The organism is Sphingomonas sp. CFBP9019, from assembly GCF_034045155.1.
Classification (GTDB): Bacteria; Pseudomonadota; Alphaproteobacteria; order Sphingomonadales; family Sphingomonadaceae; genus Sphingomonas; species Sphingomonas aerolata.
The window spans coordinates 60,697-81,687 of the sequence record NZ_JAXCWK010000005.1; the positions used below are offsets into that span (position 1 = coordinate 60,697).

The following is a 20,991-nucleotide window of genomic DNA, read 5'->3' on the forward strand; positions in this document are numbered from 1 at the left end:
CCCTTTGTCGTCATCCCCGCGCAGGCGGGGATCCATAGGCGCTGACGTCGGTGATCCCACAGGCCGGTCAGCCAATATGGGTTCCCGCCTCCGCGGGAATGACGACGGACCGTTAGCAGACTATACCGCACCAAAGACCGAGCGGCCCCGCGAGGGGACACAGTTCGCAAGAGCGCCCCAGGAGAGACCATGCCCCGCCAGCTCGAACCCTTCCCCAACCTCGTCACCATGTTCTTCGCGCGCGCCGCGGAGAGGGGCGACTCGCCGTTCCTCTGGACCAAGCAGAGCGGCGCCTGGGTGGCGACCAGCTGGGCCGACGCCGCGCGACAGGTGGCGAGCCTCGCCACGGCCCTCACCGCGATCGGGCTCAAACGCGGCGACCGGGTGATGCTGGTCAGCGAGAATCGCCCCGAATGGTGCCTCAGCGACCTCGCGATCATGGCGGCGGGCTGCGTGACGGTGCCGACCTATGTCACCAACACCGAACGCGATCACCTCCACATCATCGAGAATGCGGGCGCCTGCGCGATCATCGTCTCGACCGCAAAGCTGGCGAAAACGCTGCTCCCCGCCGTCCTGCGCTCGAACCAGGCGCAGATCGTGATCGGGCTCGAGGACATGCGCGTCCCCGCCGCGATCGATTTCCACAACTGGCACGCGCTGATCGCCGCGCACCCGACGAAGCCCGAGACCGCGGCGGCGCGCGCGACCTTCGCCCGCGACGATCTCGCCTGCATCATATACACCTCGGGCACCGGCGGTGCCCCGCGCGGCGTGATGCAGCATCACGGCGCGATCCTGCACAATTGCGCGGGCTGCGCCGCCGTCATCTCGGAGGATTTCGGCTGGGACGACGAGGTCTTCCTGTCGTTCCTCCCCTTGAGCCACGCCTATGAACATACCGGCGGCCAGCATTTCCCGATCTCCTTGGGCGGGCAGATCTATTATGCCGAAGGCCTCGAAAAGCTCGCCGCGAACATCGAGGAAACGCGCCCGACGATCATGTTCGTCGTCCCCCGCCTGTTCGAGGTGCTGCGCACGCGCATCTCGAAGACGATCGAGAAACAGGGCGGCGCGTCGGCCTATCTGCTCGCCCGCGCGCTCGACATCGGCGCCAGGCGCTATGCCGGCAAGCTCCGCCTGATCGACCGGCCGGCGCAGGCCGCCGTCGCGACGCTGTTCAAGCCGAAGATCGCCAAGAAGTTCGGCGGCCGGCTGAAGGCGATGATCTCGGGCGGCGCGCCGCTCAATCCGGAGGTCGGGCTGTTCTTCGAATCGATCGGCCTCACCTTCCTCCAGGGCTATGGCCAGACCGAGGCCGCGCCCGTCATCTCGTGCAACCGCCCCAAGGCGGGCGTGCGGATGGATTCGGTCGGCCCGCCGCTCAAGGATACCGAGGTGCGGATCGCCGAGGATGGCGAGATCCTGGTCCGCGGCGAGCTCGTCATGCACGGCTATTGGCGCAACGACGCCGAGACCGCGAAGGTGCTGAAGGACGGATGGCTGCACACCGGCGACGTCGGCGAGATCGACGCGCAGGGTCGCATCCGCATCACCGACCGCAAGAAGGACCTGATCATCAACGACAAGGGCGACAATGTCGCCCCGCAGAAGATCGAGGGGATGCTGACGCTCCAGCCCGAGATCGTCCAGGCGATGATCGCCGGCGACAAGCGCCCCTATATGGTCGCGCTGATCGTGCCCGATCCCGAATGGACGCAGCAATGGTGCGCGTCGAACGGCGATGCGTGCAATTTCAGCCGGCTGGCCGAGAACAGCGAGTTCCGGACCGCGCTGGGTCACGCGATCGAGCGCGTGAACAAGGACCTGACCGTCACCGAACGCGTCCGCCGCTTCGTGCTGGCGGACGGGCCGTTCACGATCGAGAACGAACAGCTGACGCCCAGCCTCAAGATCCGCCGCCACGTCATCCGCCAGGCGTACGGCGACCGGCTCGACGCGCTCTACCTCAAGGGCTGACGAATGGGGGGGGGCCATATTGGGGCCCCCACCTGCTCATGCTGCGCCGAGCGGAAGGTTGCTGCGCTTGCACACATAGGTCGCCAGCTCCTCGCGCAACGGCAGCCCGGCGATCGGGCGCAACGGACCGTCATAGGCGATGCTCGTCTCGACCAGCGAACGGCGCGGCGCGACGCCCAGCACATGGAACAGGCGACGCTCGCAATCGACTTCGGTGCGGGCATAGGCGACGCGGCCGGCATGTTCCTGGCGGATGATCGCGATCACCGTGCCGCCGATCGCCCGGCGCTCGCGCAGCAGGAAATAGCGCGAGGCGGTATCCGACGGGGTCGGGATCAGGTCCCCCTTGACCGTTAGCGCGGGCGGCGCTGGCGCTGCGACTTCGGTTTCGCCCAGATTGCGCAGCGATACGCCCGCAGTGCCCATAGCATTGTTGTCGACCGCATCCGTCGACGGCGCGCCCGAACAGGCGGACACGCCCAACCCGCCGGCAACCGCCAGCGCTAACCACGTCTTCTTCATCAATACACTCCCGGGTATGAATCAGGCTCAAACGCCCGCAGCATGACGATCGATCCGGTGGTGCGGATCGATCCCCGCCGCCCGACGTTGCGCGAGGAAATTTTCTTCGGCGAAGGGCGCGCACCGACCGGCACGCGCCCTCCCGGTCCGCTTATTTCGCCGCTGGCTTGGGCGCCGCGGCGGGCACCACCGCCATCGTCCAGTCGCGGTCGGGGCGCAGATATTTCGCCGCGACCGCCTGCAGGTCGGCGGGCGTCGTCGACACCAGATCCTCGGCGATCCGCTTGGTCGCGTCGATCCGCCGCGGGTCATAGGTCGCCCCGCCGAGCTGCTGCATCCAGAACTGGTTCCCGGTCGAGGCGCGCATGATGTACTGCCCCATCGGCCGCTTGATCCGCTGCAGCTCGTCATCCGCGATCGGCGTCGAGACCAGCTCGGCGGCGATCTTGCGCGCGGTCTCGAAGAAGAACGCGACCTTTTCCGGCGCGACCTGGCCGATCGCGACGAGGCGACCGCCGCTGTTCATCCCGGTCGGCCACTGGCTCTGAACGTTCGGGCTGTAGCTCGCGCCCGCCGCCTGGCGAAGCCGCTCGAACAGCCGGTCGGCGAACACCTGCGCGAGCACGTCGAGGCGACGGCTCTCGGTGATCGCCTCGATCCCGCCGCCGGTCGGCCAGGCGATGACCGCCGCCGCCTGGTTCTGCGGGCCGGTATGCGTGCGCATCACCGGGGTCGCGACATGCGCGGGGAAGCGCACCAGCGCCGCCACCGCGGTCGACGCGGAGCGCGCGGCGATCGCACCGAAGCTCTTGGCGACCGCGGCGATCGCCTCCTCGCTCTTCACGTCGCCGAACACCGACACCTCGATCGGCCCGGTCTTGAGCAGCGGCTCCCAGAACTTGCGGAAGTCCTTGGCGTTGAGCGCCTCGACCGACTCGCGCGACGGCGTGCCCCAGCGCGGATCGCCCGCGCGCAACAGCTTCTCCAGATCGCGCGACAGCACGCCGTCGGGCGACGATTCATAGCCCGCGAACGCCGCCAGCGCCGCGACCCGCGCGCGCGCGACCGGGGCTGCGTCCCATGCCGGGAAGGCGAGCTTGGCGGCCATCAGCGTCAGCTGGTCGGCATAATCCGCAGGCGAGGTCAGCGCGCCCAGCGTGAACGCATCGTCGTCGATCCCGAAGTCGAGGCCGATGCGACGCCCGGCGGTCAGCTGATCGAGATCGCCCTGGTCGAGCTTGCCGATCCCGCCAGCGACCAGCGCGAGGTCGCCCGCCCAGGCCGGACTCGGCTTGTTCGCCGGGATCGCGCTGTAACCGCGCCCGAACCGGACGCGGACATAGACGCGGCCGGTCTCGCCCGTATTGGGGAACAGCAGCAGGCGGGTGCCATTGGCATAGGTCACCTGCTCCATGTCGAACGCGGCGATCTTTTCGCGCGACGCCACGACGCCGGGCTTGCCGAGCGGCGGCAGCGCCGCGAACGTCACCGCATTCTGCTGGCGACGCAGCCCCGCGAGACCCGAGACATCGGCCTTCAGCGCGGTCTCGAGCTTGGCCGGCGCCGCCGGATCAGGCGTGATCGTGTTGACCAGCACGCGCGTCGCGCTCCCCTCGAAGATCCGCTTCGACGCCGCGAGCAGCGTGGCGGGGGTGAACATGCCCTTCGCCTTGGCGTCCTGCAGGATCTTGTACGATGTCTCGGGCCCCGCGACCGTCTCGCGGATGTCGAGCGCCCCGACCATGTCGTCGGCCTGGCGCGCGCCTGCCTCGACCCGTGCGGTCTCGACCTGGGTGCGCATGATCGTGTCGAAATCGGCATATTCGCGGTCGACCTCGGCCTGGCTTGGCGCGTTGGTCTGCGCGTCGGCGATCACCGCGCGTACGTCCTTCAGCGCCGCTTCCCAGTCGGTCCCGATCGGCACGATGTTGACGCTGGTCAGGTTCGCCGACCGCGACACGTCGTCGATCGACACCCCCGCCTGGAGATAGCTGCCACCGGCGCGCGCGCGCGTCTCGAGCCGCCGGCTGATCAGCCGCGTCGCCAGCACGTCGACCAGCCGCGTCTGGTTCATGATCGCGGTGTCGTCCTTGTACACCCAGGGCCGGACCACGCCGAGCGTGACGACCGCGGGCAGCGACGGCTCGGCGATCGCCTGTGCGGCGGGGGCGGCGGGATCGGGCTTGCCGAAATCGGGCGCCGCGGTGAACGCGCCGACCGGCTTCCAGTCGGCGAAGTTCTTGACGATCAGCCGTCCGAACAGCGCCGGGTCCATGTCGCCCGAAATGATGACGACGGTGTTCTCGGGCCGGTACCAGCGATCGTGGAACGCCTTGATGCTCGCGCCGGTCGCCGCCTCGAGCGTCTTGATGCTGCCGATCGGCGACCGGTCCGCGAGCGGCTGGCCGGCGAAGAAGGTCGATCGGATCGCATCGCCGATCCGCACCTGGGGTCCGGGCTGCTCGCGCTGTTCGGCGAGCACCACCGGGCGCTCAGCGGTGACCGTCGCATCGGTCAGCACCGGCTGCTCCATCATCCCCGACAGGATCTTCAGGCTGTCGTCGAGCCCCGCCTCGCTCGCCGAGGGCAGGTCGAGCTTGTAGGTCGTCGAGACGGGCGTGGTCTGCGCATTGGTGTCCGATCCGAACGTCGCGCCGAACCGCTGCCAGACGCGCTTGGCCTCGCCGTCGGGGACGTATTTCGAGCCGCGGAACGACAGATGCTCGATGAAATGTGCATAGCCGCGCTCGGCATCGCTCTCGTTGAGCGACCCGGCGTCGACGCGGACGCGGACCGACACCTGGCCCGGCGGGACGCCGTTCTTGCGCACGGCAAAGCGCAGCCCGTTGGGCAGCGTGCCGAACTTCCACTCAGGGTCGCGGGTGAGATCGCTGCCCTTGTACAGCCACGCGGTGGTGTCGATTCCGGGCAGCCCCGGCAGCGTCGGCGCCTCGCCGGGCATCGCCACGGTCTGCGGCTGGACGGGTGCCGCAGGTGCCGCCGCGGGCGGCTTGGCGCGGGACGCGGGCCGCGTCCCCGATTGGCCGATGGCAGGGATCGCCAGGCACAGCACGAGCGACAGGAAGACGGGAGCGCCGAGCGCGCGGGGGGTAAACGCCATGCCGTCCTGTAGCGCCCCCGGCCGCCGACCGCCAGCGCCGTGCCCGTCGCGCGCGCCGCGCCATCATTTCGTCCCATAGCCGCGCTATCTCAATCACCTGCAAGCGCGGATACGGGCGCGCGGTACGAGCGAACGACGAAGAGTGGAGTGCGAATGCAAGCCGAAGTCAGGGCGAAGACCGGGACCGCGACGGGTCCGGCAATGTGGCGAAATTCTGGTCGTGATCACCGCAGCACCCCCCACCGCACCCCCGATCTGACCGTCATTTCGGGCGCGCCCCGGCCCGGCGCGCCGCTCGCGGCGGAACCCGGCCGGCCGCTGATCATCCGCGTCGGCAAGCATCTGCGCGGCGTGTTCGACCGGCTGATCGCAAGTTCGTCGCTCGTCTCGAACGACCCGGTGCTCGACGTCCGCGACTTCGCCTGGACGCAGCTGCTGCGCGAGCATTGGCGCGATATCCGTGACGAGGCGGTCGCGGTCGCCTTGCGCGGCGAGGCCTCGCCCAGCCTCGCGACGATCTCGCCCGATCACCGCGCGATCGCCGAGATCAACAAGTGGCGCTCGTTCTTCCTCTGGGGCTATGGCTATCCGATCGACGAGAATCTGGTGCGCTGCCCGCGCACGCGCGATCTCGTCGCGCAGATCCCGGGGCTCAACAGCGCCTTCTTCTCGATCCTCGCGCCGGGCACGCACATCCCCGAGCATCGCGGCGTGACCAAGGGGCTGATCACCTGTCACCTCGGCCTGATCGTGCCGCGCGACGGCGACGTCCGGATGCGCGTCCACGACCGCACCGTGCGCTGGTCGGAGGGCGAGACGCTGGTGTTCGACGACACCTACGACCACGCGGTCTGGAACGACACGAGCGGCACGCGCGTCGTCCTGCTCATCCAGTTCGAGCGCCCGCTGCGCAATCCGGGCAAGTGGATCGCCGACGCCTTCCTGAACGTCGTCCGCCGCTCCGCCTTCGTCCAGGACGCGGTCCGCAACATCGGCGACTGGAACGCCGCGGTGAAACAGCTCGACGTCTGACGGCATCCGGCCGCTCAAACGCTATGCCGGTGCCAAGGAAGAGTTTGCTTGATCCCTCCGCCCCCCGTCGCCACATGCACCCCATGCTGATCGAAACGGAATCCACCCCGAACCCCGCGACGTTGAAGTTCCTGCCGGGACGCACCGTCATGGAGTCCGGCACCCGCGACTTCGCCACCCCCGAGGAGGCCGAGGCGAGTTCGCTCGCCGATGCGATCTTCCGGCTCGGCGACGTGACCGGCGTGTTCTTCGGGCGCGACTTCGTCTCGGTGACCGCCGCGCCCGGCGTCGCCTGGTCGGATCTGAAGCCCGACGTGCTGGCGATCATGCTCGACCACTTCTCCGCCGCGATGCCGCTGTTCCGCCCCGCGAGCGCAGGCTTCTCGGTGCCGTCCGACGATACCGTGCTGACCGACGACCCCGCCGATGCCGATATCGTCGCGCAGATCCGTGACCTGATCGAGACGCGCGTCCGCCCCGCGGTCGCCAATGACGGCGGCGACATCGTCTATCGCGGCTTCGACAAGGGCAAGGTGTTCCTCCAGCTCCAAGGCGCGTGCGCCGGCTGCCCCTCGTCGAGCGCGACGCTCAAGAACGGCATCGAGCAGCTGCTGAAATACTACGTCCCCGAAGTCACCGAAGTGCGCGCCGTCTGATGACCCCGCGCGGTCCGCAGCCCGACGCCGTGCTCGACGCGATCTTCCGCGAGGCGCGCAGCTATAACGGCTATACCGATCGCCCGGTCGCGACGGCCGATCTGCATGCGATCTGGGACCTGATGAAATGGGGTCCGACGTCCGCCAACCAGCTGCCCGCGCGGCTGGTCTGGTGCGTCAGCGACGAGTCCAAGCAGAAGCTTGCCGACGCGTGCAGCGCGCAGAACCAGCCCAAGATCCTGAACGCCCCCGTCTCGGTGATCATCGGCATGGACACTGACTTCCACGAGCATCTACCCGAGCTGTTCCCGCACGCCGATGCGAAGTCCTGGTTCACGGGCAGCGCCGAACTGCGCGCGGCATCCGCGTTCCGCAATTCGACGCTGCAGGGCGCCTATTTCATCATCGCCGCGCGGATGCTCGGGCTCGATACCGGGCCGATGTCGGGGTTCGACGCGGACAAGGTCGATGCCGCGTTCTTCGCCGACACGCCTGCGGTCCGCACCAATTTCATCGCGACGCTCGGCTATGGCGACCCCGCGACGATCTTCGCCAGGTCGCCACGCCCCGACTTCGCGAAGTTCAACAGCATCGCCTGACATGACGCCCTCTTCCCGGAGGGGAGAGGGACTAAAGATATGCGCACGCTGATCATAGAGACGTCCACCGCCGCCTGTTCGGTCGCGCTCGCTGATGACGGCGTGATCGTCGCGCGGACGCATGACGTCGTCGGGCGCGGCCATGCCGAACGGCTCGTGCCGATGATCGCCGCGCTGCCCGGCGGCGGCCGCGCCGACCGCATCCTCGTTGATGTCGGCCCCGGCAGCTTCACCGGCGTCCGCGTCGGCATCGCCGCCGCGCGCGGCCTCGCGCTCGGCTGGTCGGCGACGGTCACCGGCTTCTCGTCGCTGCCTTTGGTCGCCGCGGCGGGATTCGACGATCGCTTAACCGATGATATTGCAGTAGTTTTAGAGGGCGGGCATGGCGAGGTCTTCATGCAGTGCTTTGCCGCCGATCTGTCGCCGCGCACCGACATGGTGTCGCTGAAGCCCGACGCGGCGCTCGCGGCGCTGGCGGGGCGGCGCGCGGTCGGCAATGGCGTGCGCTGGCTTGCCGCACTCGCCGATGATCTCGACCTGACCGAGGCGCTGCCCGATGCGGGCGCCGCGATCCTGTTGCCCGAGACACTCACCGCGCTGCCGCCCGTCCCGATCTACGGCCGCGCGCCCGATGCGAAGCCCGCCGCGGCCCGTCCGGCGGTGCCGCGCTGATGGCGACCCGCGCCGTGCCCCCGCCCTCCGACGAAGACGCAGCGTCCGCGGTCGTGCTGCGCGCGGGCGACGCGCGCGACCTCGCGATCGTCGATGCGCTGATGGGCGACGCGTTCGACCCCGCCTACGGCGAGGCATGGACGCGGACCCAGTGCCTCGGCGTGCTCGCGCTGCCCGGCATCCAGCTCGTCCTCGCCTTTGTCGACGATCGCCCCGCGGGCTTCGCGATGACGCGGACCGTGCTCGACGAGGCGGAGCTGCTGCTGATCGCGGTCGCGACCGATGCGCGCCGCCGCGGCATCGGCACCGCGCTGGTCGGCGCGGTGATCGCCGACTGCATCGCTGCGAACGTCGCCACGCTGCATCTCGAGGTCCGCGCGGGCAATGAGGCGGTCGAACTCTACACCGCGCATGGGTTCGCCAAGGTCGGCGAACGCCGCGCCTATTACCGTGGCCGGTCGGGGGTGGCGCATGACGCGCACACCTATTCGCGCGCGATCGGCAGCTGAGGCTTATTGCGAGTCACTATCCCTTTTCGCAACAGCGTTAACCGCCTACATGGAGGTTTACCAAGGGAATGACACATGCCGCGCAAGATCGATCTGGAAGCCCTCTGTAACGAGAAGGGCCTGCGCATTACCGAGCAGCGCCGCGTCATCGCGCGCGTCCTGTCCGAAGCGGATGATCATCCCGATGTCGAGAAGGTCTATGAGCGCGCCTCGGCGATCGACCCCGGCATCTCGATCGCGACCGTCTATCGCACCGTGCGGCTGTTCGAGGAGGCGGGCATCCTCGACCGTCACGATTTCGGCGACGGCCGCGCGCGCTACGAACCCGCGCCCGAGGCGCATCACGACCATCTGATCGACGTCGAGAGCGGCAAGGTGATCGAATTCGTCGATCCCGAGCTCGAACAGCTGCAAAAGGCGATCGCCGAGAAGCTCGGCTTCCGCCTCGTCGATCACCGCATGGAACTCTACGGCGTCGCGCTGACCCGCAAGGACTGATCCGATCGGGCGCCTGCGTCTCGTCGCGCGGCTCGCGGCACTGCTGATCGCGCTGCTGCTCGCGCTGCCGGTCCACGGGCTGTGGCGGCTGTTCGGCCGGCGATCGCCCTGGCCGCCGCGCTTTCTCGGGCTGGTCGGCCGGATCGTCGGCGCGCGGCGACGGATCGTCGGCACGCCGCTGCGGCATGACGTGGTGTTCGTCGCCAATCATCTCAGCTGGATCGACATCCTGCTGCTGTCGGGCGCGACCGGCACCGCCTTCATCGCCAAGGCCGAGCTTCGCCGGGCGCCGCTGGTCGGCTGGCTCTGCACGCTGAACGCCACCATCTTCGTCAGCCGCGCCGATCGCATGGCGGTGACCGCCCAGATCGCGCAGCTCCGCGACACGCTCGCACGCGACTGGCCCGTCACGCTCTTCCCCGAGGGCACGACCGGCGACGGTGTCACGCTCCTCCCCTTCAAGGCCGCGCTGCTCGCCGCGCTCGACCCGCCCCCGCCCGGCGTCCGCGTCCAGCCGGTCCGCATCGACTATGGCTCCGCCACGCACGAGCTCGCCTGGGTCGGCGACGAACCCGGCCAGCACCACGCCGCCCGCGTCCTGAAACGCCGCGGCAGCTTCGTCGCGACCTTGCACTTCGCCGAACCCTTCGCCCCCGCCGACCACGGCGACCGCAAAGCCATCGCCACCGAAGCCCGCCGCCGCATCGAAGCCCTCTGACTATTCTGTAAGGGGGAGCGCGTTGCCCTCACCCCGCCCCCAACACCACCCCGGCGAAGGCCGGGGCCCAGTTGGCAAGGCCGGAGTAACGAAGCGCTGCCCTCAGTCAGCAACGTCCCCCAACTGGACCCCGGCCTCCGCCGGGGCGGTGCAGTAGGGTACCGCCCCCTCACCCAAACCCAACACCACCCCGGCGAAGGCCGGGGCCCAGTTGGAAAGGTCGCAGTAACGAGGCACTGCCCTAAGTCAGCAACGTCCCCCAACTGGACCCCGGCCTCCGCCGGGGAGGTGCAGTTAGTTGATGTCGTGGCACCACCGATCGCCGGCCCCCGAAGACGCCCCTCCCCCCACGCACACAAATTTGGTACGGCGCGCGCATGACCTCGAAACCCAAGACCTATCACGTCAAGTCGTTCGGCTGCCAGATGAACGTCTATGACGGCGAGCGCATGGCCGAACTGATGGCCGCCGACGGGCTGACCCAGGCCGATGCGGTCGATGCCGACATCGTCGTGCTCAACACCTGCCACATCCGCGAGCGCGCGACCGAAAAAGTCTATTCGGACATCGGCCGGCTGCGCAAGGACCAGCTGCGCAAGAACGGCAAGACGCCGATGATCGCGGTCGCCGGCTGCGTCGCGCAGGCCGAGGGGCAGGAGATCTTCACCCGCGCCAAGGTCGACGTCGTCGTCGGCCCGCAGGCCTATCACAACCTCCCCGACCTCGTCGCAAAAGCCGCGGCGGGCACGCCGTCGCTCGACACCGACATGCCGCTGCTGTCGAAGTTCGGCGCGCTCCCGACGCGCCGCAAGGTCGCGCCCTCGGCCTTCCTGACCGTGCAGGAAGGCTGCGACAAGTTCTGCACCTATTGCGTCGTCCCCTACACCCGCGGCGCCGAGATCAGCCGGCCGTTCGCGGCGATCGTCGACGAGGCGAAGGCGCTGGTTGACGCCGGTGCGCGCGAGATCACGCTGCTCGGCCAGAACGTCAACGCCTGGTCCGAGAACGAGCGCGGCCTCCACGACCTGATCCGCGACCTCGACCGCATCCCCGGCCTCGCGCGGATCCGCTACACGACCAGCCACCCCAACGACATGACACAGGGCCTGATCGACGCGCACCGCGACGTCGAGAGCCTGATGCCGTTCCTCCACCTTCCCGTCCAGGCGGGCAGCGACCGCGTGCTGAAGGCGATGAACCGCAGCCACACCCGCGATTCCTATCTCCGCCTGCTCGACCGGGTCCGCGCGGTGCGCCCCGACATCGCGCTGTCGGGCGACTTCATCGTCGGCTTCCCCGGCGAGACCGATGCCGAGTTCGAGGACACGCTGAGCCTCGTCGACGCGGTCGGCTATGCGCAGGCCTACAGTTTCAAATACAGCCCGCGCCCCGGCACCCCCGCCGCCGCGATTACCGAACAAGTGCCCGAGACGGTGATGGACGAGCGTCTCCAGCGCCTCCAGGCCGCGCTAAACCGCGACCAGCACGCGTTCAACGCCGCCACCGTCGGCCGGACCTGCACCGTGCTGCTCGAGCGCCCCGGCAAGCTCCCCGGCCAGCTGATCGGCAAGTCCCCCTGGCTGCAGTCGGTCCACCTGATCGGCGACCATGCGATCGGCGACCTGGTGGAGGTAACGCTCGCGGCGGCCGGCCCCAATTCGCTCACCGGCGTGGAACGCATCGCGCAGGCCGCCTGAAACCGCCCCACCTTTTACCACCACCCCGGCGAAGGCCGGGGCCCAGTTGGGGGACGGGCATAACGACGGACGATCCTCCGTTACATCGACCTTCCCAACTGGGCCCCGGCCTGCGCCGGGGTGGTATGGTGATCGTGGGACTCGCGCGCCTCGCCCCACCCGCTGAGGCTTTCAGGCAACGCCCCCCCAGCCTTCGCACACCGCACCAAAACTACCGCTGTTCCCCACCCGAATCCCCTGCCACACTCTCCCCCGATGCAGCTTCGCCCACGCGACTCGAATCATCGCCAGCCAGGCGCCCCGGCGCCGCTTGAACGCGCGGGCTCCCATGCTCATCTCTGGTCAAACGCCATCCCAGGCGTGATGCATGCCGGCCCGACCATACCCAATCACCGATCCGACACGTCTGCCCCCGAAAGGACCGCATGAGCCGTAAACCCGTTCCCGCCCAGTCCGGTGACCGCGCCCGAGTCGAACTGCTGTTCGACAAGCCCCAACTCCTCGTCCGGCTCTTCGGCCAGTACGACCAGAATCTGGTAGCGCTCGAAAACCGCCTCGGTGTGTACATCACCGCGCGCGGCAACAAGATTGGTCTGGAGGGCACCGCGGAACAGGTCGCCAAGGCGCGCGACGTGCTCCACGATCTCTATGCCCGGATCCAGCGCGGCGAGGATGTCGACACCGGCCTCGTCGACGCGTCGATCGCGATGGCCGACGAACCCGTGCTTGAAGGCATCATCCGCGCCGATGCCGGCGGCGGCGCTGCCCCCCCGATCATGATCCGCACGCGCAAGAAGACGATCGTCCCGCGCACGCCGGCACAGGCGCACTACATGCGCGAGCTGACCAGCAACGACATGATCTTCGCGCTCGGGCCGGCAGGCACCGGCAAGACCTATGTCGCGGTCGCACAGGCGGTCCAGCAGCTCATCACCGGCAGCGTCCAGCGGCTGATCCTGTCGCGCCCCGCGGTCGAGGCGGGCGAGCGGCTGGGCTTCCTCCCCGGCGACATGAAGGAGAAGGTCGATCCCTATCTCCGTCCCTTGTACGATGCACTCTACGACTGCCTCCCCGCCGAGCAGGTCGAACGCCGCATCGCGAGCGGCGAGATCGAGGTCGCACCAATCGCCTTCATGCGCGGCCGCACGCTGGCCGACGCGTTCGTGATCCTCGACGAGGCGCAGAATACCACGCCGGCGCAGATGAAGATGTTCCTCACCCGCTTCGGCCAGAACAGCCGGATGGTGATCTGCGGCGATCCCAAGCAGGTCGACATCCCCGGCGGCGTCGCCGCCTCGGGTCTGGCCGATGCGGTCCGCCGTCTGGAGGGGGTCGATAGCATCTCGATGTGCCGCTTCACCGTCGGCGACGTCGTCCGCCACCCGATCGTCGGCCGCGTCGTCGAAGCCTATGAAGGCAGCGACGCCTGATCCCTGCGCGGCTATTCCGGACATGCCGGGATAGCCGCCGGGCCGTCCGCATACCACAAGGGGTGCGGAACTTTGCCACCTGTGTAATGATTTCGTCCTGACGTTTCCGCCGGAAGGACCCGCATGCTCGAAATCGCGCTCTCTTCGGAGGCTCCCTGGCCCGACCAGGACTGGGACGGCCTCGCTAAGCGCGCCGCGACCGCGGCGATCGAACGCACGCCGCACGGCCAGCTGCTGACCGGCGCCGCCACGGTCGAGATCTCGTTCCGGCTCGCGTCCGACGACGAGGTCCACACGCTCAACAAACAGTATCGCCAGAAGGACAAGCCGACCAACGTCCTGTCCTTCCCGATGGTACAGGCCGATCTGCTCGAGACGATCGCGCAGAATTCGGACGATGGCGAGGTGCTGCTCGGCGACATCATCCTCGCGCACGGCGTCTGCGTCGCGGAAGCCGCGGAGCGCGGCATCTCGGTCGAGGATCATGCGATGCATCTGATGGTGCACGGCACGCTGCATCTGCTAGGCTATGACCATATGGACGACGACGAGGCGGAGGGTATGGAGCAGATCGAGCGCGACGCGCTCGCCGCGCTCGGGCTCCACGATCCCTATCTCATCACAGAGGACTGACGACCACGATGGCCGATGGCCCCAATGCCGGAAACGGCGATAGTACCGACAGTATCTGGCGCGGGCTGAAAGGCCTGATCTTCGGTGCCCCCGACGAATCGCTGCGCGATCAGCTCGAGGATGCGATCGACCGGCACGAGGGCGATCCCGCCCCCGATGCCAAGGGCGATCTCACCCCGCTCGAGCGCCAGATGGTCCGCAATCTGCTGCATTTCAGCGAGCGGGACGCAGGTGATGTCGGCGTGCCGCGCGCCGACATCATCGCGGTCGAGGAGGAGACGTCGTTCGCCGACCTCGTCAAGCTGTTCGCCGAGGCCGGCCACAGCCGCCTGCCGGTGTACCGCGACAATCTCGATACGATCATCGGCATGGTCCATATCAAGGACGTCTTCACGATCCTCGCGACCGGCGCCGAGCATCCGACGACGCTCGCCGGGCTGATCCGCGAGCCGCTCTACGCGCCGATGTCGCGCGGCGCGCTCGATCTGCTCGCCGACATGCGCCAGAAGCACGTCCATCTGACGATCGTGCTCGACGAATATTCGGGCACCGAGGGCCTCGTCACGTTCGAGGACCTGATCGAGGAGATCGTCGGCGATATCGAGGACGAGCATGACGACGCGCCACAGGTCCTGATGACGCCGATCGACGGCGGCGCCTGGGACGTCGACGCGCGCGCCGAGCTCGAGGATGCCGCCGAACTGATCGACCCGCGGCTCGCCGAGGTCGATGGCGATATCGACACGCTGGGTGGCCTCGCCGCCTTGCTCGCAGGCCATGTCCCGCAGATCGGCGAGTGCGTCGATCATCCGAGCGGCTGGAAGCTCGAAGTCACCGAAGCCGACGAACGCCGCGTCAACCGCCTCCGCCTCCACCCCCCGGTCGTGCTGGTAGAGGACGACGACTGACACGAAGGGGGCGGTGCGTCGGCCGACACGCCCCGCCCCCCCCCGCACGTCATTCCCGCGAAGGCGGGAACCCATACCGGCTGACCTTCCGACAGCACGCAGACCCTGCCCCTCTGGATTCCCGCCTCCGCGGGAATGACGAAGCATTGCGCTCCACCGCCAACCGCAATCACGCCATTGCCCCCGCCCGCACTCCCGCCTAACTCTCCTGCATGCGCAAACACATCCTCATCGTGCTCGGGCTGATCATCCTGGTCGGGATCGCCGGGTTCACCTGGCTCGCCTGGCCCGATACCGCCCGGCTCGACGTCAACCAGGTCACCGGCAAGCGGCCCGACATCACCGCGCCGCGGATCCAGATGCTGCCGACGATCGGCGTCGCCAAGGCGGTCGGCTGGCCCCAGGGCGCGATGCCGACCGCGGCGGCGGGGATGAAGGTCCAGCCGTTCGCGACCGGGCTGGATCATCCGCGCTGGCTCTACCGCCTGCCCAATGGCGACGTGCTGGTCGCCGAGACCAATTCGCCACCGCGTAAAGGTCCCGGCATCGTCACGACCGTGATGAACTTCCTGATGGGCCGCGCGGGCGCGGGCGTGCCCTCGGCCAACCGCATCACGCTGCTGCGCGACGCGGACGGCGACGGCGTGGCGGAGACGCGCTCGGCCTTCATGACCGGGCTCAACTCGCCCTTCGGCATGACGCTGATGGATGGCCAGCTCTATATCGGCAACACCGACGCGCTGGTCCGCGTGCCCTATACCGAGGGCGCGACCCGGATCACCGCGAAGCCCGAGCGTGTCATCCCGCTCAACGGCGGTGGTAACCACTGGGCGCGCAACGTGATCGCCGCCCCCGACGGCAAGACGCTCTATGTCGGCGTCGGCTCGGCGTCGAACATCGCCGAAAACGGCATGGATGCGGAGAAATATCGCGCCAACATCCTTCAGGTCTGGCCGAAGGACAAGAACTGGCGGATCTATGCCGCCGGTCTGCGCAACCCCAACGGCATGGCGATCAACCCCAAATCGGGCCAGCTCTGGACCGTCGTCAACGAACGCGACATGCTCGGCTCCGACCTCGCGCCCGACTATCTGACCCAGGTCGAATTCGGCGATCACTTCGGCTGGCCCTGGTATTATTGGGGCGGCTATCCCGACGACCGGGTCGAGCCGAAGAACCCCGCGCTCCAGCAATATGCCAAGCGTCCCGACTATGCGCTCGGACCGCATGTCGCCGCCCTCGGGCTGACCTTTGCGGGCGACGCGAAGCTCGGCGACCGCTTCGCCAACGGCGTGTTCGTCGGCGAGCACGGCTCGTGGAACCGCAAGCCGCTCTCGGGCTACAAGGTCGTCTACATCCCGTTCGGCGACACCGGCTTCCCGGCGGCGAACGCGAAGCCCGTCGACGTGCTCGGCGGCTTCCTCAACAAGGATGGCGAGGCGCAGGGCCGCCCGGTCGGCGTCATCACCGACAAGGCCGGCGCGCTGCTGGTCGCCGACGATGTCGGCAACACGATCTGGCGCGTCAGCACGAAGTAAGCGCGGGGAGGCATGAGAACACCTCCCCCTCCCCCGTCATCCTGACGAAAGTCAGGATCCAGAGTAGCATAAGACACCGCCCGCGACCCTGGATCCTGACCTTCGTCAGGATGACGGACGGGGCGGTATCGACGGGGTGCCACCTAGGGCAAACGCCGCCGCGCAAACCCTCACCGCAGCAGCTTCGGCCCTTCCTTGCGGATCATGTCCTGCACCTTGCCCGCGAACAACCCGAGCAGCCCCGGCAGGTCGACGATCGCATGGACAGTGTCCTCGAACACCGTGACCTTGCTGCCGATCACCTGCCCCATCGCGCTGACGGTGAAGTGCAGCGTATCGCCCTCCCAGCGCCGATCGGTCACCGATCCGCCGGGGATCTTCGACCCGATCGTGTCGATGCCGCTGTCGAGCCGCGAGCGCACCCCCGCCTTGCCGAGCTTGTGGGGGATATCGACCGAAATGGGATTGGACATTCTTTGATCCTCAGTGTGCGAACAGCATCGCGTCCTGTGCGAACGCCTTGAACTCGAGCGCGTTGCCGCTGGGGTCGCAAAAGAACATCGTCGCCTGCTCGCCGACTTCGCCCTTGAAGCGGACATGCGGCGCGATCCCGAACCGGACCCCCGCCGCCGCGACCCGCTCGGACAGGCTGGTCCAGTCGTCCATCGTCAGCACGACGCCGAAATGCGGCACCGGCACCTGATGCCCGTCGACCGCATTCTCGACCGCCACCGCCTTCGCCGCCGGATCGAGATGCGCGACGATCTGATGCCCGAACAGATCGAAGTCGATCCAGTGGTCGCTCGATCGCCCCTCGGGACAGCCCAGCGTCCCCCCGTAAAAAGCCCGCGCGGCGGCGAGGTCATGGACGGGAAAGGCGAGATGAAAGGGGCGCAGCGTCATGCGCCGCAGGATAGAGCGGATGATCCCTCCCGTCACCCCGCCCCCGCTATGCAATGCCCCCGCGCGTCCGCCGCTCTTGTCGAAGTATCACGCCCCTGCTCCCCATAAGCGGCGCGCCCCTGTTCTCCCGCGAAGGCGGGAGCCCAGTCTGGATCCCCGCCTTCGCGGGGAAACAGCTCGACGTGCGTTGCCAGGACGCCGCCCCACCACCCCACAACCACCCCGGCGAAGGCCGGGGCCCAGTTGGGGGACGACGGTAATGATGGACAGTGCGTCGTCACAGCGACCTTCCCACCTGGGCCCCGGCCTCCGCCGGGGAGGTGCAAGGGATGCGGCCTGCACGATGCTAATTGTCGATATAGTACCAGCCGCCCGCAAGGAGATGGCGCCACCCCGGCGAAGGCCGGGGCCCAATTGGGGAACGGTGGTAACGCAGGACAGCGCGTCGTCAGGGCGACCTTCCCAGCTGGACCCCGGCCTTCGCCGGGGTGGTCATGTGTGGGGGTAGATTCAGGAGTTGGTGTCGATGCCAACGAAAGCGCCCACCGCACCAACCCCAACGCCCCCCATCCAGCTCCGCCGCCACGTCAGATGCAGCCTCAGATATTGCCCGCCCCCCGCCGCCACGCCATAGCGCAGGCGTGACCCGCTCTCCCGCCCGCGCCGCCCTCACCTCCCCCGCGCTCGCCTGCGTCCTGCTCGGCGCGATCGTCGCGACGGGGTTTGCGCCGCTCGATCTCTGGCCGCTCGCGCTGGTCGCAGTCGCCGCGTGGCTTGCGCTCGTCCACGATGCACCGACGCTGCGCCAGGCGCTGTGGCGCGGCTGGCTGTTCGGGCTCGGGCATTTCACCGTCAACAACAACTGGTTCCAGCACGCGTTCGACTTTCAGGACGCGATGCCGCCGGTGCTCGGCTATTTCGCCGCGGTCGGGCTCGCGCTCTATCTCGCGATCTTCCCGATGGTCGCCGCGGGCCTCGCCTGGCGGTTAGGACGCCGCGCGACCGCGACGCCCGACCCCGCCTTCATCCTCGTCTTCGCCGCCGCGTGGATCGCGACCGAGTGGCTGCGCAGCGTGCTGTTCACCGGCTATGCCTGGGATCCGCTGGGGGTGATGTGGCTGCCCGCGATCGGCATCGCGCGGCTGTCGGCGTGGATCGGCACCTATGCGCTGTCGGGGGTGACGATCGTCGCGGCGGGATCGCTGTGGATGCTCAGCCGTCGCCGCGTCGCGATGCCCGCGATCGTCGTGCCCCTGCTCGCACTCGCCGCGCTGTCGGCGCTGTGGACCGACGCCCCCGCCGCCCCCGCCAACGCGCCGCGCGTCCGCGTCGTCCAGCCCGATATCGGCCAGGAGGATCGCAGCGAATCGGACGGCGAACGCGTGCTGTCCGCGCTCGAAAAGCTGTCGGGCACCCCCGGCGCCACCCCCCGCCTCGTCGTCTGGCCGGAGGGCGTGGTGCGCGACTATCTCGAGGATGGCTATCCCTTCTACGCCTATGACTGGTCGAGCCCGCTCTATCTGCGCCGCCGGATCGCGCGGCTGCTCGGCCCCGACGACATCTTGCTGACCGGCGGCACGTCGCTCTCGTTCGACCGCGAGGACCGGATCGCGGGCGCGACCAATTCGGTGTTCGCGGTCGACGCACAGGCGCGGCTGCGCGGCCGCTACGACAAGGCGCATCTCGTCCCTTACGGCGAATATCTGCCGATGCCGTGGCTGCTGAAACCGCTCGGGCTCGCGCGGCTCGTCCCCGGCGACATCGACTTCACCTCGGGCGAGGGGCCGGGCAACCTGACGCTCGCGGGCTTCGGGTCGATCGGCATCCAGATCTGTTACGAGATCATCTTCTCAGGGCAGACGGTCGACCGCGCGCACCGCCCGCGGCTGTTGTTCAACCCCTCGAACGATGCCTGGTTCGGCAGCTGGGGCCCGCCGCAGCATCTCGCCCAGGCACGGATGCGCGCGATCGAGGAGGGGTTGCCGATCGTCCGCGCGACCCCGACCGGCATCTCCGCGATCATCGCCGCGGACGGCCGCCTGCTCGCCACCGTCGCGCACGAGACCGCGGGTGCGGCCGAGCTGCCGATGCCGACCGCGCTGCCCGTGACGCTGTTCGCGCGGCTCGGCAATCTGGCGGCGGGGCTGGTCATGGCGGCGATGATCGCCTTGGCCGTTGCCCTGCGCCGCCGCGAACGCTAGAAGGACATATAAAGCTTTCCTTATATGATGCTCCGCGGTACCCCACCGCCGGGCCTTTTGCGAAGAGGTTTCATGCGCAAGTCCTTTCTCTTCACCTCCGAGTCGGTCTCCGAAGGCCATCCCGACAAGGTCGCCGACCAGATCAGCGACACGATCGTCGACCTGTTCCTCGCCAAGGATCCCGAGGCGCGCATCGCCTGCGAGACGCTGACGACCACGCAGCTCGTCGTCCTCGCCGGCGAGATCCGCGGCAAGGGCATCTACGAGAACGACCAGTGGGCCGATGGCGTACTCGACGAGATCGAGGCGGCCGTCCGCAACACCGTCAAGGAAATCGGCTACGAGCAGTCGGGCTTCCACTGGAACGAGTTCCGCTTCGAGAACAATCTCCACGGCCAGTCCGCAGAGATCGCGATGGGCGTCGACGAGAGCGGCAACAAGGACGAGGGTGCCGGCGATCAGGGCATCATGTTTGGTTACGCGACCGACGAGACGCCGGGCCTGATGCCCGCGACGCTCTACTACAGCCACAAGATCCTCGAGCGGATGGCCGCCGATCGCCATTCGGGCGCAGCCCCGTTCCTCGAGCCCGACGCCAAGAGCCAGGTGACGCTCGCCTATGAGAACGAGAAGCCGGTCCGCGCGACCGCGCTCGTCGTCTCGACCCAGCACGCACCGGGCTATTCGGAAAAGGGCAAGAACCCCGATCCGGCCAAGTACGCCGAACTGCGCGACTATGTCATGGGCGTGTTCACCGACGTGCTGCCTGCCGGCTTCATCTCGGACGAGACCGCGATCTACATCAACCCGACCGGCGCGTTCGAGATCGGTGGCCCTGACGGCGACGCAGGCGTCACCGGCCGCAAGATCATCGTCGACACCTACGGCGGCGCAGCCCCGCATGGCGGCGGCGCGTTCTCGGGCAAGGATCCGACCAAGGTCGATCGTTCGGCGGCTTACGTCGCGCGCTATCTGGCAAAGAACGTCGTCGCCGCCGGGCTCGCCCGCCGCTGCACGATCCAGCTGAGCTACGCGATCGGCATCGCCGAGCCGCTGTCGGTCTATGTCGACACGCACGGCACCGGCACGGTGGAAGAGGCCAAGCTCGAGGCGGTCCTGCCCAAGCTCGTCCGCCTGACGCCCAAGGGCATCCGCGAGCACCTCAAGCTCAACGCGCCGATCTACAAGAAGACCGCGGCGTACGGCCATTTCGGCCGCGAGCCCGAGGGTGACAGCTTCACCTGGGAGCGCACCGACCTGGTCGACAAGCTGAAGGCGGCAACCGCCTGACGCACCTCGCCCGATAGGTGATACAGAAAAGCCTCCCCCGGACCGTCCGGGGGAGGCTTTTTCATGTCCGCTACGCCGGATTGG

The 20,991-nt window shown here is 68.4% G+C and carries 19 protein-coding genes; 15 read left to right on the plus strand and 4 right to left on the minus strand.

Annotation, left to right across the window (positions count from 1 at the left end):
• Positions 1-189 precede the first annotated feature (189 nt).
• On the plus strand, positions 190-1,980 hold the full coding sequence (locus SOM18_RS15370; protein ID WP_320481937.1) for a long-chain fatty acid--CoA ligase: 1,791 nt from the start codon (positions 190-192) through the stop codon (positions 1,978-1,980).
• A gap of 36 nt (positions 1,981-2,016) precedes the next feature.
• On the opposite strand, the gene SOM18_RS15375 is transcribed toward SOM18_RS15370, so the two are convergent.
• Together SOM18_RS15375 and SOM18_RS15380 are read right to left on the minus strand one after the other, a co-directional pair.
• Positions 2,017-2,502, minus strand: coding sequence for a hypothetical protein (locus tag SOM18_RS15375; RefSeq protein WP_031441295.1), 486 nt, complete (start codon positions 2,500-2,502; stop codon positions 2,017-2,019).
• 151 nt (positions 2,503-2,653) lie between these two features.
• Positions 2,654-5,623 (minus strand): M16 family metallopeptidase, encoded by a 2,970-nt coding sequence (locus SOM18_RS15380; protein WP_320481938.1) that lies wholly within the window; start codon positions 5,621-5,623, stop codon positions 2,654-2,656.
• A gap of 201 nt (positions 5,624-5,824) precedes the next feature.
• Between SOM18_RS15380 and SOM18_RS15385 the strand changes: the two genes are divergently transcribed.
• The 12 genes from SOM18_RS15385 to SOM18_RS15440 all read left to right on the plus strand — a co-directional run bounded on the left by SOM18_RS15385 (position 5,825) and on the right by SOM18_RS15440 (position 16,513).
• Positions 5,825-6,655 carry an aspartyl/asparaginyl beta-hydroxylase domain-containing protein gene (locus SOM18_RS15385; protein WP_320481939.1) on the plus strand — a complete coding sequence of 277 codons (831 nt, stop codon included), beginning with the start codon at positions 5,825-5,827 and terminating at the stop codon, positions 6,653-6,655.
• 83 nt (positions 6,656-6,738) lie between these two features.
• Positions 6,739-7,311 carry a NifU family protein gene (locus SOM18_RS15390; protein ID WP_031396534.1) on the plus strand — a complete coding sequence of 191 codons (573 nt, stop codon included), beginning with the start codon at positions 6,739-6,741 and terminating at the stop codon, positions 7,309-7,311.
• On the plus strand, positions 7,311-7,910 hold the full coding sequence (locus SOM18_RS15395; protein ID WP_031440804.1) for a malonic semialdehyde reductase: 600 nt from the start codon (positions 7,311-7,313) through the stop codon (positions 7,908-7,910). The genes SOM18_RS15390 and SOM18_RS15395 overlap by 1 nt, the downstream gene beginning before the upstream one ends.
• A 39-nt stretch (positions 7,911-7,949) precedes the next feature.
• Entirely contained in the window at positions 7,950-8,582 is a 633-nt protein-coding gene (gene tsaB / locus SOM18_RS15400; RefSeq protein WP_320481940.1) for a tRNA (adenosine(37)-N6)-threonylcarbamoyltransferase complex dimerization subunit type 1 TsaB, read from the plus strand.
• Positions 8,582-9,091, plus strand: a complete 510-nt coding sequence (locus SOM18_RS15405) for a GNAT family N-acetyltransferase (RefSeq protein WP_042466253.1) — start codon at positions 8,582-8,584, stop codon at positions 9,089-9,091. Before tsaB ends, SOM18_RS15405 begins: the two co-directional genes overlap by 1 nt.
• Positions 9,092-9,166: 75 nt before the next feature.
• Positions 9,167-9,589 (plus strand): Fur family transcriptional regulator, encoded by a 423-nt coding sequence (locus tag SOM18_RS15410; protein ID WP_031394622.1) that lies wholly within the window; start codon positions 9,167-9,169, stop codon positions 9,587-9,589.
• 193 nt (positions 9,590-9,782) lie between these two features.
• Entirely contained in the window at positions 9,783-10,307 is a 525-nt protein-coding gene (locus tag SOM18_RS15415; RefSeq protein WP_235188231.1) for a lysophospholipid acyltransferase family protein, read from the plus strand.
• 377 nt (positions 10,308-10,684) lie between these two features.
• Positions 10,685-12,004: a tRNA (N6-isopentenyl adenosine(37)-C2)-methylthiotransferase MiaB gene (miaB, locus tag SOM18_RS15420; protein ID WP_031438934.1), complete on the plus strand. Its 1,320-nt coding sequence runs from the start codon at positions 10,685-10,687 to the stop codon at positions 12,002-12,004.
• Between the two features lie 425 nt (positions 12,005-12,429).
• Complete coding sequence (locus SOM18_RS15425; RefSeq protein ID WP_031438935.1) at positions 12,430-13,434, plus strand: PhoH family protein; 1,005 nt, start codon at positions 12,430-12,432, stop codon at positions 13,432-13,434.
• A gap of 123 nt (positions 13,435-13,557) precedes the next feature.
• On the plus strand, positions 13,558-14,067 hold the full coding sequence (gene ybeY / locus SOM18_RS15430) for an rRNA maturation RNase YbeY (RefSeq protein ID WP_031438936.1): 510 nt from the start codon (positions 13,558-13,560) through the stop codon (positions 14,065-14,067).
• Positions 14,068-14,075: 8 nt separating this feature from the next.
• Positions 14,076-14,975, plus strand: a complete 900-nt coding sequence (locus tag SOM18_RS15435; protein ID WP_031393856.1) for a hemolysin family protein — start codon at positions 14,076-14,078, stop codon at positions 14,973-14,975.
• Positions 14,976-15,187: 212 nt separating this feature from the next.
• Complete coding sequence (locus SOM18_RS15440) at positions 15,188-16,513, plus strand: PQQ-dependent sugar dehydrogenase (protein ID WP_031438937.1); 1,326 nt, start codon at positions 15,188-15,190, stop codon at positions 16,511-16,513.
• 170 nt (positions 16,514-16,683) lie between these two features.
• Here the strand turns inward: SOM18_RS15440 and SOM18_RS15445 are convergent, their stop codons facing one another.
• Together SOM18_RS15445 and SOM18_RS15450 are read right to left on the minus strand one after the other, a co-directional pair.
• The gene (locus SOM18_RS15445; protein WP_031438938.1) at positions 16,684-16,986 is read right to left on the minus strand and encodes a polyhydroxyalkanoic acid system family protein; all 303 of its coding nucleotides are present in this window, start codon (positions 16,984-16,986) and stop codon (positions 16,684-16,686) included.
• A gap of 10 nt (positions 16,987-16,996) precedes the next feature.
• Entirely contained in the window at positions 16,997-17,416 is a 420-nt protein-coding gene (locus SOM18_RS15450) for a VOC family protein (RefSeq protein WP_031438939.1), read from the minus strand.
• 641 nt (positions 17,417-18,057) lie between these two features.
• On the opposite strand from SOM18_RS15450, the gene lnt reads away from it, so the two are divergent.
• Both lnt and metK read left to right on the plus strand, forming a co-directional pair.
• Positions 18,058-19,617, plus strand: coding sequence for an apolipoprotein N-acyltransferase (gene lnt, locus SOM18_RS15455; RefSeq protein ID WP_042466251.1), 1,560 nt, complete (start codon positions 18,058-18,060; stop codon positions 19,615-19,617).
• 72 nt (positions 19,618-19,689) lie between these two features.
• Complete coding sequence (gene metK, locus SOM18_RS15460; protein WP_031438941.1) at positions 19,690-20,907, plus strand: methionine adenosyltransferase; 1,218 nt, start codon at positions 19,690-19,692, stop codon at positions 20,905-20,907.
• Positions 20,908-20,991: the final 84 nt, after the last annotated feature.